Raw genomic sequence first — 14,262 nt, 5'->3', positions numbered from 1 at the left:
TCGGAGAACCCATGTCCTGGAACAATCGCGTGGTCTGGTCGGAAGGGATGTTCATCACCACCCAGCACTTCCAGCAACACGACCGCTACCTGGAGAACTTCGTCGATGCTCGCAGCCGGCCGCTCCACGCCGCCGCCTGGGGCTTTTCCGAGCTGTTGGTCGACCAAGGCCTGCTGGCCCAGGGCAAGCTGGCGATCCTCAGCGCCCGTGGCCTGCTGCCGGACGGTACGCCGTTCGACATCCCGCGTGACGACCTGCCGCCCGCGCCGCTGGAAATACCCGATGACCTGCGCAATGGTGTGATCTACCTGGGCCTGCCGCTCAAGCGCGCCGGTGCCCGCGATACCGTCGACGACGGTGAAGCGCCTGACGGTGCGCGCTATGTCAGCCGTATCAGTGAGGTCCGCGACGACAACGCCCCGTTCGAGAACCGCGCGCCGTTGGCCCTGGGCAGCCGCGCCCTGCGCCTGCTGCGCGCCGAGGACGGCCTGAGCGACTATGCCGCGTTGGGTGTGGTGCGCATCCGGGAAAAGCGCGCCGATCGCGCCCTGGTGCTGGATGACGGCTACATCCCGCCGCTGCTCGACGTAACCGCCAGCAACCTGCTGTCGGGGTTCCGTGGCGAGCTGCTCGGCCTTCTGCACCAGCGCGGCGAGGCCCTGGCCGGGCGCGTGGTGGCCTCGGCCAACGGCGGTGCCTCGGAGATCGCCGATTTCATGCTGCTGCAACTGGTCAACCGCGCCCAACCGCTGGTCGAGCACCTTAACCAGCTGACGCCGCTGCACCCCGAGCGGTTGTACAGCGAGCTGGTGGCCCTGGCCGGCGAGTTCGCCACCTTCACCCGCGAAGGTCGTCGCCCCGAGGCATACCCGGTGTATCAGCACGACGACCTGGCGGCCACCTTTGCCCCCGTGCTGGCCGCCCTGCGCGAGGCCCTGTCGATGCTGATCGACAGCAAGGCCGTGGCCATCCCGCTGGTCGAGAAGGCCTACGGCATCCATGTCGGCATGCTGGCCGACCGCAGCCTGCTCGACAGCGCCAGCTTCGTCCTGGTGGTGCGCGCCGATGTGCCCAGCGAGACCCTGCGCAGCCGCTTCGGCCAGCAAAGCAAGATCGGCGCGGTGGAGCACATACGCGACCTGGTCAACCTGCAGTTGCCGGGCATCGGCCTGTTGCCGCTGCCGGTGGCGCCACGGCAGATTCCGTTCCATGCCGGCTCCACCTATTTCGAGCTCGACCGAGGCAGCGAACACTGGAAGCAGCTGCAGCATTCCGGTGGTTTCGCCTTCTACGTCGCCGGCGAGTTCCCCGGCCTGAGCCTGGCCTTCTGGGCCATTCGAGGATAAGCCGCGATGCAATCGGACGATCCGTTGGCCAATGACCGTACTCAGTTCATGCCGCGCCCCGGTGGCCGTGGCCCGCAGCCGGCAACGCCAGCATCGGCGCCGCCACCGCCGCCACTGAACGTGCCGGCCGAACCACTGGCGCCGGGCCAGGCGGCGGGCCTGAACCCGCTGGAGCAGGCGGCCGGCCCGCTGCTGGCGTTGCTCACCCGCCTGCGCAACACCATCGCCCACCCGGCACCGGCCAGCCTGCGAGCGCAGCTGCTGGCCTACCTGCGCCAGTTCGAGGAGCGCGCCGAGGCCGCCGGGGTCGCGCGCAACGAGGTGCTGCTGGCGCGCTACGCCCTGTGCACCGCGCTCGACGAGGCAGTGCTCAGCACGCCGTGGGGCAGCGCCAGCGACTGGGGCAAGCAGAGCCTGCTGATCACCGTGCACAACGAGGCCTGGGGCGGCGAGAAGGTGTTCCAGCTGATGGAGCACTGCCTGCAGAGTCCGCGTGAGCGCCTGCACCTGCTGGAGCTGTTGTACCTGTGCACCAGCCTTGGTTTCGAAGGCCGCTACCGGGTGATGAACGGTGGCCGAGCCCAGCTCGAGGCCCTGCGCGAGCGCACCGCCGCGACCATCCGCAGCGCCCGTGGCGATATCGAGCGCGAGCTGTCGCCGCACTGGCGCGGCGTTACCGTGACCCGTGATCGCCTGGCGCAGTTCGTGCCGCCCTGGGTCGGCCTGGCCCTGGCCTTGGCGTTGCTGTTGCTGGTGCTGTTCGGCCTGCGCCTGAAACTGGCCGCCGACGCCGAGCCAGTGTTCCGTGGCATCCATGCCCTGGGCGAGATCCCGGTGCAGGCCATGGACCGTCCGGTGGTGCAGCCAAAACCTGTCGAGCGACCGCGCCTGGCCGGTTTCCTGGCCGAGGACATCAAGGCCGGGCGGGTCGCCGTGGAGGACGCGGTGGACCGCTCGGTGGTGACCATCCGCGGCGACGAGCTGTTCGCCTCGGCCAGCGCCAGCATCAAGGGGGACTTCGAGCCGCTGATGCTGCGCATTGCCGACGCCGTCGCCAAGGTCAAGGGCAACGTCAAAGTCACTGGCCACAGCGACAACCAGCGCATCGCCACGCTGCGCTTCCCGTCCAACTGGGCGTTGTCCCAGGCCCGTGCCGAGGAGGTGAAGAACCTGCTCGCCGCCCGCACCGGCCAGCCTGGGCGTTTCAGCGCCCAGGGCCTGAGCGACACCGAGCCGCTGGCGTCGAACGACAGCGCGCAGGGCCGGGCGAAGAATCGCCGGGTTGAAATCACCGTTCTGGCGGAGGGCGTCGAGTGAAGGCGTTTTTCAGTTTTGTCATTCGCTGGGTGGTCCCGGTGCTGGGCCTGCTCGCCCTCAGCCTGATCATCTGGTTCCTCGGTCCGCTGCTTGATGCGCTGGTGCCGGTCGCGCCGCGCCTGGTGCTGATCGTCCTGCTGTTCGCGGTGTGGATCGCCTACCGCGTGTGGCGCATCGTCCAGGCCCGGCGCCAGGCGGCCAAGGTGATGCAGAGCCTGGCTGCCGAGACCGCGCCGGATCCTGCCGGCGTTGCCACCGCCGAAGAGCTGGCGACCCTGCGCCAGCGCATGGACGAGGCCCTGGTGCTGCTGAAGAAGGCGCGCCTGGGCGGTGACGAGCGACGCAACCTGTACGAGCTGCCGTGGTACGTGATCATCGGCCCACCCGGTTCGGGCAAGACCACCGCGCTGGTCAACTCCGGCCTGCATTTCCCGCTGGCGGCGCAGTTGGGTGAGGGCGCCATCCGTGGCGTGGGCGGTACGCGCAACTGCGACTGGTGGTTCACCGACCAGGCCGTGCTGCTGGACACCGCCGGCCGCTACACCACCCAGGACAGCCATGCCCAGGTGGACAAGGCGGCCTGGCTGGGCTTCCTCGACCTGCTCAAGAGCCAGCGTTCGCGCCGGCCCATCGACGGCGCCTTCATCGCCATCAGCCTGTCCGACCTGCTGCTGGGCAGCGACGCCGAGCGCGCCGCCCACGCGGCGGCGATCCGCACCCGCATCCAGGAGTTGTACAGCCAGCTGGGCGTGCGTTTCCCGATCTACCTGATGCTGACCAAGCTCGATCTGGTGCCGGGCTTCATGGAGTTCTTCGACAACCTGAGCAAGGAAGAGCGCGCCCAGGTGTGGGGCATGACCTTCCCCCTGGATGACGGCCAGCACGGCGATGGCCCGCTGGCCCAGTTCGGCAGTGAGTTCGCCCTGCTCGAGCAGCGTCTCAACGAGCGTCTGGTGGAGCGCCTGCAACAGGAACGCGACCCGGCGCGGCGCGATCTGGTCTACGGCTTCGTCCAGCAGTTCGCTGCCTTGCGCGGCAATCTCAAGACCTTCCTCGACGGCATCTTCAAGCCCAACGCCTTCGAAGCACGCGCCCTGTTGCGCGGCGTGTACTTCACCAGTGGCACCCAGGAAGGCAGCCCCATCGACCGTCTGATCGGCAGCATGGCCCAGAGCATGGGCCTGGACCGTGCCCACCTGGCGCGGCAGAACGGCACCGGGCGCAGCTACTTCATCGAGAAGCTGTTCAGCGCCGTGGCCTTCGCCGAGCGCGGCCTGGTTGGCAGCAACCCCAAGGTCGAGCAGCGGCGCAAGTGGATCGCCCGCGGTGCCCTGGCCCTGAGCGTGGCCCTGGTGCTGGTGGTCGGCACCTTGTGGACCCTGAGCTACCGCGCCAACCAGCAATACATCGCCGAGGTCGACGGCCGCCTCAAACCACTGGGCAAGAGCGTGCAGGAACTGAGCCCGGCCCAGCGCAACGTGGTCGACGTGCTGCCCTTGCTCAACGGCGTGCGCCGCCTGGCCGAGGATCCGCCCGGCTGGGCCGAAGGCCTCGGGTTGTACCAGGGCGACATGCTCGAAGGCGAATCGGACAGCGTCTACCGCAAGCTGCTGATCGCCATCTTCGCCCCGCGCCTGGTCACCCGCATCGAGGAGCAACTGTACGCCGGCGGCCCGTCCGACTACCTCTACGAGGGGCTCAAGGCCTACCTGATGCTGGCCGACGGCGAACACTACGACGCCGAGTTCATCAAGGCCTGGGTCACCCTCGACTGGGAACGCAGCCTGCCCCGCGACCTGGCGCCGGACCTGCGCCAGGCCCTGGAGCAGCACCTGGCGGCGCTGTTCGACAAGCGACCGCCCAATGCCCGTCTCGACCAGCGCCTGATCGACGACACCCGTCGCCAGCTGCAACAGCTGCCGGTGGCCCAGCGCGTCTACGACCGGGTCAAACGCCAGAAACTGCCGACCGGGGTCGGCGACTTCCGGGTCAGCGACGCTGCCGGCCGCGATGCCGCGCTGGTGTTCCGCTTCAAGAACGGCAAGCCGTTGAGCGAGCCGCTACCGGGCATCTTCACCGTCGAGGGCTACCGCAAGGCGTTCCTTGCCGCCAGTCTGGCCCACAGCGAGACCCTGGCCGAGGAGCGCTGGGTGCTGGGCCGCGAGGCCAGCGAGTCGGGCGATGCCAAGCGCCTGGCCGACGATGTGCTGCAGCTGTACTACCAGGATTACATCCGCCATTGGGATGCGCTACTGGCGGACCTGGACTTCGTGCCGATCACCAGCGTCGGCCAGGCCGCCGATGTGCTGCGGGTACTGTCCGGGCCGACCTCGCCGATGAAGAAGCTGCTGCAGGCGGTCGCCAAGGAGACCAACCTGGCGCAGCCGACCACCCTCGACAAGGTCCAGGCCAAGGCCGAGCAGGCCGGTGTCGACCAGTTGCGCCAGCGCCTCGGCGGCCTGCTCGGCGATGCGCCGCTGCCCAGCGACAACCCGGCTGCCCGTGAGGTGGACCCGGTGACCGCGCACTTCGCCGAGCTGGCCGCGCTGGTGGAAACCGGCGAAGGACAACCTGCGGCCATCGATGGCCTGCTCACCGACCTCAATGCCCTGTACGTGCAGGTCAGCGCCATGGTCGGCGCCAGCGGCGACGCGCTGCTGGGGGAGGCCAAGAACCAGGCCCAGGCCGCCGCGCAGCGTGTCGCCCTGGGCGCCGCGCGCCAGCCCAAGGTGGTGCAGAACCTGGTGGGGTCGGTGCTCGGCTCGACCCACAACATCGTCATGGGCGGCGTGCGCAACCAGCTCAACGCCGCCTGGACCAGCGAGGTGGTGAACGTCTACCGCCAGTCCCTCAGCGGCCGTTACCCGCTGGTGGCCGGCAGCACGCGGGACGCCACCCTGGAGGACTTCGGCCTGTTCTTCGGTGTCGGCGGGGTGATGGACAACTACTTCCGCAAGTACCTGCAACCCTACGTCAACACCTCGAGCACGCCGTGGAGCTGGCAGCCGGGCGCGGCGCAGAAGCTGGGGATCAACAGCAACGTGCTGTACACCTTCCAGCGCGCGGCGAGCATTCGTGATGCGTTCTTCCGCAACAGCAACGGCGTGCAGCCGGGCGTGCGCTTCGAACTCAAGCCGGTGGCGATGGACGCGACCATCACCCAGTTCCTGCTCGACCTCGATGGCCAGCAGGTCAGCTACGACCACGGTCCGAGCCGGCCGGTGGCGTTGCAGTGGCCGAACCCCAACAGCATCGGCGTGGTGCGCCTGTCGATCTCGCCGCCGTCGGCCACCGGCCGTTCCGGCCTGACCGTGGAAGGCCCCTGGGCCTGGTTCCGCCTGCTCGACCAGTCCGACCTGGTGGCCGGCAGCTCGCCGGAACGCTTCAACCTGCGCCTGCGCGTCGATGGTGCCAGCGTGTCCTACGAGCTGCGTGCCAGCAGCGCCTTCAACCCGTTCCGCAGCCGAGTGCTCAGCGGTTTCAGCCTGCCGGAGCACCTGTGAACGACGTGGGTTTCTACGGAAAACTGGCCAGCCGCGGCGACTTCGTCAGCCGCGGTTTGCCACACAGCTTCATCCAGCCCTGGGACCAGTGGCTGGCGGCGGGGATGCAGGCCAGCCAGCAGGCGCTGGGCGAGCGTTGGCTCGAGGCCTACCTGGTCAGCCCGTTGTGGCGTTTCGCCCTGGCGCCGGGATTGTGCGGGCCCGAGGCGGTCATCGGCGTGCTGATGCCGAGCATCGACCGGGTCGGGCGGTATTTTCCGCTGACCGTGGCCCAGGTGCTGGAGCGGGGGCAGCCGTTGGCGCCTGTGGTTGCCGGGGCCGAGGAGTGGTTCGAGGCGGTCGAGGAGGCATTGCTGGCGACGCTTGAGCCGAGTGCTGCCTTTGAAGAGTTCGAGGCTGTTTTGCAGCCTTTTCGCGGCGCGAGTCCGCTCCTACAGGGACCTCAAGTGACTGTCGGTGGGTTGCAGCGCTTGGATGCGACCACGCCGCAGGGGCGTGCGCTGGCATTGGCCGAATGCGCCTGCGAGGGCATGAGCCTGTGGTGGGGCAGGGGCTCCGAACGTATCGCCCCGGGGTTGATGCGCTGCGCGGGCCTGCCCCGCAGCGAGGACTTCGCCGGGTTTCTCTTGGGTAGCGAGGCGCGCAGCGAATGACCGACCTGCAGTACACCGCGGCCAGCTACAGCCATGTCGGCATGGTGCGCAAGATCAACGAGGATGCCTGCCTGGAGTTGACCTGGGCAGGCCTGTGGGCAGTGGCCGACGGCATGGGCGGCCATGCGGCGGGCGACTATGTCAGCAGCCTGGCCATGGACAGCCTGCGCAGCCTGCCGAGGCTCGACTCGCTCGACGACTTCAGCGGCGAGGTGCGCGACGGCCTGGCCTGGGTCAACGGCATGGTGCGCGAGGAAACCGTGCGCCGTGGCGTGGCGATGATGGGCAGCACCGTGGTGGTGCTGGCGGCGCGTGGCGACCAGGCCATCGGCCTGTGGGCTGGCGACAGTCGTCTGTACCGCCTGCGCGATGGCCGCATCGAGCGCCTCAGCCATGACCACAGCTACGTCCAGGAGCTGCAGGACAGCGGCCTGCTCAGCGAGGCCGAGGCTCGGGTGCATCCGCGCGGCAACATCGTCACCCGCGCCATCGGCGTCGAGGATGACCTCGACCTGCAGGCCGTGGCCCTGCAGGTACGGCCTGGCGACACCTACCTGCTGTGCAGCGATGGCCTGAACAAGACCGCCGAGGACCACGAGATCGCCGAAGTGCTCGGCCACGCCGACCCCTACGAGGTGGTCCGCAGCCTGGTGCACCTGGGGCTGACCCGGGGCGCGCCGGACAACATCACCGCAGTGGTCGTCAAGGTGAACTGAAGACATCATGGACATGCAGATCCCCGGATTCGATATCGAGCGCGAGCTTGGCCAAGGCGCCATGGCCAGCGTGTACCTCGCCACCCAGCGTTCCCTGGAGCGCAAGGTGGCGCTGAAGATCATGGCGGCGAGCCTGGCCGCCGACCCGACCTTCTGCGAGCGCTTCCTGCGCGAAGGACGCACCCTGGCGCGGCTGGCGCACCCGAACATCGCCACCATCCACGACATCGGCAATGTCGGCGAGCTGTACTACATGGCCATGGAGTACCTGCCCGACGGCACGCTCAAGGAGCGCATCGCCGACGGCCTGACGCCCGAGCAGGGTCTCGCCTACGTGCGCCAGATCGCCCAGGCGCTGGGTTATGCCCATGCCCAGGGCCTGGTGCACCGCGACGTCAAGCCGGCCAACATCCTGTTCCGCGCCGATGGTACCGCGGTGCTGTCGGACTTCGGCATCGCCAAGTCGTTGGATGACCGTACCCAGTTCACCCAGGCTGGCTTCGCCGTCGGCACGCCGAGCTACATGAGCCCGGAGCAGGCGCGCGGCATGGAGATCGACGGCCGCGCCGACCTGTATGCGCTGGGCGTGGTGCTGTACGAAATTCTGGTCGGCAAGCTGCCGTACAGTGGCACCGACGCGCTGTCCACGGCGCTGGCGCACCTGACCGAGCCGCTGCCGGAACTGCCCATCGAGCACGGCCGCTACCAGGACATCCTGCGTGGCCTGCTGGCCAAGGACCCCAACGAGCGCTTCGCCGACGCGGCGGCGCTGCTGGCCGCGCTGGATCGCCTGACGGTCCAGGCGCCGGTCGAGGACAACGACAGCACATTGGTGCGCCCGCTGCCGATCTCGCCGCCGGCCACCACCCCGCAACCGGTGTCCATCGACATTCCGCAGGCCCTTCCCGTGGCCGAGCCTGTCCGGCGGCCCGAGCCCAAGCCTGCTCCCGCCGTGAAGTCCGGATCGAACAAACCGGCCAAGGCCGTGCTGGCGGTGGCGATCGCGGCGGCGCTGGGATTGGGTGGCGGGTTCTTCTGGCTGCTCGGCGGCAGTGACGCGCCCGCGCCAGAAACACCGGTGGCGCAGACGCCCGCCGACAGCGTGGCCCCCGCCGAACCCAAGATCACGTCTGTTGCCGCCTCGGACGATGGCCGCCCACTGCTGATGCCCGGCAAGAAGACCTTGTTCCAGCGTGTGCTGACCAAGCCCGACGCCCAGCTGGTGGCCCAGCCCGGCGATACCTCGGGTGAGAAACTGCCGGCCTTCTCCGTGCTCTACGTCTACCAGCGCAAGGATGTCGGCGGCCAGGCCTGGATCCAGGTCGGCGCCGCCAGCGACGGCCAGCGCGATGGCTGGCTGCCGGCCGCGCAGACCAGCGACTGGAAACAGAGCCTGGTGCTCAAGTTCACCGAGCGCTCGGGCCGTTCACCGGTGATGTTCATGCGCCAGGTGGACGATGTGCAGCACCTGCTCGACGACACCGCCCAGGCCCGCGACAGCCTGCTCAAGGCGCAGAACCACCCCGACCAGGTGCCGCAGGTGATGGCGCTGGAGCCGGCGGCCAGCGCCGTGCCGCAGAACCAGTTCTACCTGATGCCGATCTTCGACTACCGCGAAAGCTTCGACGCCAGCGGCCAGCCGGTGCAACTGCTCAACATCGCCTCCATCGACCCCGGCGCCAGTGCCCGCGACAGCGCGCCCAAGGCGGCCGGCGTGGCGGCGGTCGGTGACAACAGCTTCCGTACCGGCATCGTCCTGGTGGTGGACACCTCGGTGTCCATGCAGCCCTATATCGACCGCGTACGCCAGGTGGTCAGCGAGCTGCAGCAGCAACTGGCGGCCCGGGGCGAGCTGGACAGCGTCAGCTTCGGCCTGGTGGGCTTTCGCAACAACGTCAAGCGCACCCCGGGCCTCGAGTACCTGAGCAAGACGCTGGTCAGCCTGGAAGAGGGCCGGGATCCGGCGCGCTTTCTCAAGGCCGCCTCGCAGGTCAAGGCCACCAGCGTTTCCAGCCATTCGTTCAACGAAGATGCCTTCGCCGGGGTGATGCAGGCCGTCGAGGGCATGGACTGGTCCGGCTACGGCGGGCGCCTCATCCTGCTGGTCAGCGATGCCGGCGCACTGCGCAAGAACGACCCGTTCAGCAGCACCCAGATGAACGAGGCCGAGGTGCGCCAGGCTGCGCTGAGCAAGCAGATCAAGATCTACGCCCTGCACCTGCGCACCCCGGCCGGGGTGAAGAACCACGGCGCGGCCGAAAGCCAGTACCGCGTGCTCACCGCCGACAGCAACCCGCAGATTGGCGACCTCTACGTCGGCGTGCCGGGGGGCGAGGTCGGCGTGTTCGGCGAGCGGGTGCGCGAGATCGGCTCGACCTTCGCCGAGCTGGTGCACCAGGTCCGTAACCAGCAACCTCAACCGGTGCCGCTGCTGACCTCGGCCTCGGGGCTGGCGGCCAAGTCCCAGGCCATCGGCTATGCCATGCACATGGACTTCCTCGGCCGCCAGGGCGCGAGCCAGGCGCCGCAGCTGGTCAGTGCCTGGACCGCCGACCGCGACCTGACCAACCCGACGCTGCCCACCCTGCAGGTGTGCGTGATGCTGACCAAGCTGCAGCTCAACGACCTGCAGCAGTCGCTCAAGCTGATCGTCGATGCCGCGCGCAAGACCCGCAGCTCGCCGGGCGACTTCTTCAACGAGATCGCCAGCGCCAGCGCCTACATGAGCCGCGACCCTGGCGCCCTGCGCAAGGGCGCCAACCTGGCCCAGGGCGGGGTGCTCGGCGAATACCTCGATGGCCTGCCGTACCGCAGCAAGTCCCTGAGCATGACCCAGGACCTGTGGCTGTCGCTGTCGGTGGCCGAGCAGGAGGACTTCATCGACGAGCTGGACTCGAAGATCCGCCTGTACGAGACCTTCCACAACGACATGGCCAACTGGGTGCGCTTCGGCAACGCCGAGCCGGGTGACGCCCTGTACCGTGTCCCGCTGTCGACGCTGCCGTGATGATCCGCCTGGACGGGGTGCGCAAGACGCGCGGACAGGATGCCCAGCGCTACAGCCTGCAAGTCGACCGGCTGCACCTGGCCGTCGGCGAGCGGGTGGCGCTGGTCGGCCCCAGCGGCTGCGGCAAGAGCACCCTGCTCGACCTGCTGGCGCTGGTGCTGGCGCCGGATGCAGCAGAGGCTTTCGTCCTCGGTGGCGAGGATGTCGCCGGGCTATGGCGCGGCCGTCAGCTTGATCGCCTGGCCAGCTGGCGCAGCCGTCACCTTGGCTACGTGCTGCAGGCGGGAGGGCTGCTGGGTTTTCTCGATGTGCGCGACAACATCCGCCTGCCACGACAGTTGCTGGGGCTCGGCGATGACGGCAGCGTCGAGCGCCTGGCCGAAGCGCTGGATGTGCACGACCAGTTGGGCAAGAAACCTGCCGCCCTGTCCCTCGGCCAGCGTCAGCGGGTCAGCTGCGCCCGCGCCCTGGCCCATGCCCCGACGCTGCTGCTGGCCGATGAACCGACCGCCGCGCTGGACCCGGTCAACGCCGAGCGGGTGATGCAGTTGTTGCTGCGCGAGGCCGAGGCGCGCCAGGTGACCTGCGTGGTCGCCACTCACGACGAGGCCCTGGCCCGCCAGGCCGGACTGACGGTGCTGCGCATGGCTTGCCGGCGCGAGGCCGACGGCGGCGTCACGGCAACGCTGGAGCGGGCCGCCTGATGCGCCCGCTGCTGATCGCCGGGCTGGCCTGGCAGGACTACCGCAACGATGCGCGGCTATCGGCGTGTGGCGTGTTGGCGCTGGTGGCGGTCATCGCGCCGCTGCTGGTGCTGTTCGGCCTTAAGTTCGGCCTGGTCGGCAGCCTGACCGAGCGCCTGCAGCGCGACCCGGGCGTGCGCGAGATCATTCCCCTGGGCGGCGGGCGCTTTCGCGCCGAGTTCCTCGACGAACTGGCACAGCGTCCGGGAGTGGCCTTCGCCATCCCGCGCACCCGACAGATCGCCGCCACCGCCGAACTGCTGTTGCCCGCCCACGGGCGTGGCCTGACGGTTGAGATGCTGCCTACCGCCGAGGGCGATCCCTTGCTGGCCCAGGTCGCTCCCCCATCGGGGCTGCAACAGGTGGTGCTGAGCTTTACCGCCGCGGAAAAGCTCGGTGCCAGGGCCGGGGACGAGCTGCAGGCCAGCTTCAGCCGCCAGCAGGCCGGGCAGATGCAATGGCGGCAGACGCGCCTGCAGGTCATCAGCGTGTTGCCCCTGGCCGCGTTCGAGCGCGATGGTCTTTTCGCATCGTTGCAGTTGCTCGAAGCCGTCGAGGACTACCGCGATGGCCGCGCGGTGCCGGCACTGGAGTGGCAAGGCGAGGCGCAAGGCCCTCTGGCGCAGCGGGTATACCCGGCGTTTCGCCTGTATGCCCGCGAGCTGGCCGATGTCGAGCCGCTGCGCCAGTTCTTCGCCGAGCGCAAGCTGCTGGTCTCGACCCAGGCCGCACAGATCGCCCAGGTGCAATCGCTCAGCCGCAACCTCGACCTGGTGTTCTGGATCATCGCCAGCCTGGCCGTGGCCGGCGCCGTGGCGGCCATCGCCGCGGGCGCGGTGGCGGCGGTGGAGCGCAAGCAGCGCGAGCTGGCGGTGCTGCGCCTGCTGGGCTTCGGCACCGCCGCGCTGCTGTTGTTCGTGGTGCTCCAGGCGCTCTACAGCGGCCTTTTGGCCGCCGCCGTGGCGGGACTGTTGTACCTGCTGGCCGAACACGGCCTGAACCGGCTTTTCATGCAGGTGCCCGGCGAGTTCGCCAGCCACCTGCTGCCCATGCACTACCTCGTTGCGTTGTGTGCCGTGCTGCTGGCCAGCACTGCCGCCGCCGCCCTGGGCGGCTGGCGGGTAGCGCGCATCGAGGCTTGCCAAGGAATACGTGATGTCTGATCGCCGTCTCGGGGCTGCCGCCCTGATCCTCACCGCGCTGAGCCTGGGGGCCTGCTCCCCGGCCGATGGCGACGACAAGGCCCAGCCGGCCGTGCAGTCCCAGGCCGCGGCCGACAGCAAGTTCGACAACCCCAAGCCGTTGCCGGGCGATGTCAGCCTGCCGCTGCCCTGTGGCGGCGAGCTGGTGCTGCGCAGCGTCTATGTGCTGGCCCAGGGCAGCCTCGACGACCGCGAGGTCAACCTCGGCTACCCGTTCAGCGAAGGCGAGGCCGGCTACAAGCAGTCGTTCATTTCCGGTTACCGGCGCGACTTCATCAACGGTCAGTTCAGCCTGCAGGACCTGGCGCCGCAGTGGCAGAAGGCGGTCGCCCCGAGCCTGCCAAAGGTCGAGAAAGGCAGCCCGCTCACGCCGATGATGTACTTCATCGGCAAGTACGAAGTGACCGCCCGCCAATACGCCCAGGTGATGGCCCAGGCGCCGTCGCTGGCCGGCGGCGACGCGGCGCCGGCCTGCGAGGCGAACAACGACGCGGCAGGGCGACTGCCCAAGGTCAAGCTGTCGCGCTTCGAGGCCGAACGTTTCGCCGCCGTCTACAGCGCCTGGCTGATGAAGCACCATCGCGACCTGCTGCCGGTCAGTGGCCGTGGCAGCAAGGCCGAGGACGGTGGCACCGGTTTCGTGCGCCTGCCCACCGAAGTCGAGTGGGAGTTCGCCGCCCGTGGCGGTTCGGCGGTCAGCCGCCAGGAGCTGGAAGGGCGGTTGTTCCCGCGCAAGGTCGAAGGCGCCGACAGTGACGGGCCGCTGGCCGACTTCGCGGTGTTCAACCAGGTCGCCGGCGGCACCGGGCAGGCGGCGCGGCTGATGCCGATCGGTACCAAGCAGCCCAACCCGCTGGGCTTGTTCGACGTGATCGGCAACGCTGCCGAGATGGTCCAGGAGTCGTTCCAACTGGTCAACGCCGGGCGCCTGCAGGGCGCCTACGGTGGCTTCGTGGTCAAGGGCGGCAACTACCTCGAGGGCGAGGGCACACTGTTCACCGGGATGCGCCGCGAGTATCCGCTGTTCGGCGCCGACGGCACCGAGCAGCGCAACGAGACCACCGGCTTTCGCGTAGCCATCGGGGCCCTGTCGGCCCCGCGCTCACGCTACCAGGAACTGTTCGAGCAGTGGCAGAAGGAAGGCCGTCTGGCCGGCCTGACCGACGACATCGACGCCGCCCAGGACCCGACCAAGCGCCTGGACAGCATCATCGCCGCCGCCACCGACCCGCGCCAGCAGGCCGAGCTCGGCCTGGTCAACGAAGAGCTCAAGCGCAACGTCTCGCTGATCGCCCGCCAGCGTGAAGAGGCCGCCGGCAACCTGATCCAGTCCGCCGCCCTGGTGGCCGAGACCGTCAACAACTACAACATCCGCCTGACCAACCTGCAGGCCACCCAGGCCAAGGCCGAGGCCTCGGGCGACCAGACCAGCGCGCGCATGTACGGCGCCGCCATCGCCAATGGCCGCGCCGCCCTCGACGGCGCCGTGGCGATCTACATCGACAACCTGGCCAGTGGCACGCGCTACACCGACGCGGTGATCCAGGCGCAGTTCCAGCGGGTCAAGGAAGAACTCAATCGCAAGCCGGTCCTGGGCAACAGCCTGGTGACCCGCGCCACCCTGTTCGTCCGCCACGTCGGGGAGTACCGCCAGAGCCGGCGGGCCGATCCGGCGACGATCCTCAAGGAGCTGCTGGCATCGGCCGCCCCGCGACCCTAAGGACAGCTTCGACAGAAAGGACTCCCGGGTGGCACGAAGCCTCCGGATACCGAGA

General features: G+C 69.0%; 9 protein-coding genes. All 9 read left to right on the top strand.

What is annotated here, in order from left to right; translation table 11 throughout:
• The first annotated feature begins 11 nt into the window (after positions 1-11).
• The 9 genes from tssK to ACVWZ5_RS14290 are packed head-to-tail and all read left to right on the top strand — an operon-like array spanning position 12 to position 14,207.
• A complete protein-coding gene (gene tssK, locus ACVWZ5_RS14330; protein ID WP_457340695.1) occupies positions 12-1,346 on the top strand; it encodes a type VI secretion system baseplate subunit TssK in 1,335 nt (444 codons plus the stop codon).
• A 6-nt stretch (positions 1,347-1,352) separates the two neighbouring features.
• On the top strand, positions 1,353-2,663 hold the full coding sequence (locus ACVWZ5_RS14325; protein WP_062575504.1) for a DotU family type VI secretion system protein: 1,311 nt from the start codon (positions 1,353-1,355) through the stop codon (positions 2,661-2,663).
• Entirely contained in the window at positions 2,660-6,166 is a 3,507-nt protein-coding gene (tssM, locus tag ACVWZ5_RS14320) for a type VI secretion system membrane subunit TssM (RefSeq protein ID WP_280088543.1), read from the top strand. The genes ACVWZ5_RS14325 and tssM overlap by 4 nt, the downstream gene beginning before the upstream one ends.
• Positions 6,163-6,819, top strand: coding sequence for a type VI secretion system-associated protein TagF (gene tagF / locus ACVWZ5_RS14315; RefSeq protein ID WP_062575502.1), 657 nt, complete (start codon positions 6,163-6,165; stop codon positions 6,817-6,819). The genes tssM and tagF overlap by 4 nt, the downstream gene beginning before the upstream one ends.
• Entirely contained in the window at positions 6,816-7,535 is a 720-nt protein-coding gene (locus tag ACVWZ5_RS14310) for a PP2C family protein-serine/threonine phosphatase (RefSeq protein WP_028689164.1), read from the top strand. The genes tagF and ACVWZ5_RS14310 overlap by 4 nt, the downstream gene beginning before the upstream one ends.
• Positions 7,536-7,542: 7 nt before the next feature.
• Positions 7,543-10,542 carry a protein kinase domain-containing protein gene (locus tag ACVWZ5_RS14305; RefSeq protein WP_457340694.1) on the top strand — a complete coding sequence of 1,000 codons (3,000 nt, stop codon included), beginning with the start codon at positions 7,543-7,545 and terminating at the stop codon, positions 10,540-10,542.
• The gene (locus ACVWZ5_RS14300) at positions 10,542-11,246 is read left to right on the top strand and encodes an ABC transporter ATP-binding protein (RefSeq protein ID WP_062575500.1); all 705 of its coding nucleotides are present in this window, start codon (positions 10,542-10,544) and stop codon (positions 11,244-11,246) included. The genes ACVWZ5_RS14305 and ACVWZ5_RS14300 overlap by 1 nt, the downstream gene beginning before the upstream one ends.
• Entirely contained in the window at positions 11,246-12,448 is a 1,203-nt protein-coding gene (locus ACVWZ5_RS14295; protein ID WP_062575499.1) for an FtsX-like permease family protein, read from the top strand. Before ACVWZ5_RS14300 ends, ACVWZ5_RS14295 begins: the two co-directional genes overlap by 1 nt.
• Positions 12,441-14,207 carry a formylglycine-generating enzyme family protein gene (locus tag ACVWZ5_RS14290; protein WP_081100357.1) on the top strand — a complete coding sequence of 589 codons (1,767 nt, stop codon included), beginning with the start codon at positions 12,441-12,443 and terminating at the stop codon, positions 14,205-14,207. Before ACVWZ5_RS14295 ends, ACVWZ5_RS14290 begins: the two co-directional genes overlap by 8 nt.
• The last annotated feature ends 55 nt before the right edge of the window (positions 14,208-14,262 follow it).

Source organism: Pseudomonas sp. TE6283 (assembly GCF_054060555.1).
Note: the sequence above shows the minus strand (reverse complement) of the source record. Positions and strands in the feature narration are given on the sequence as shown.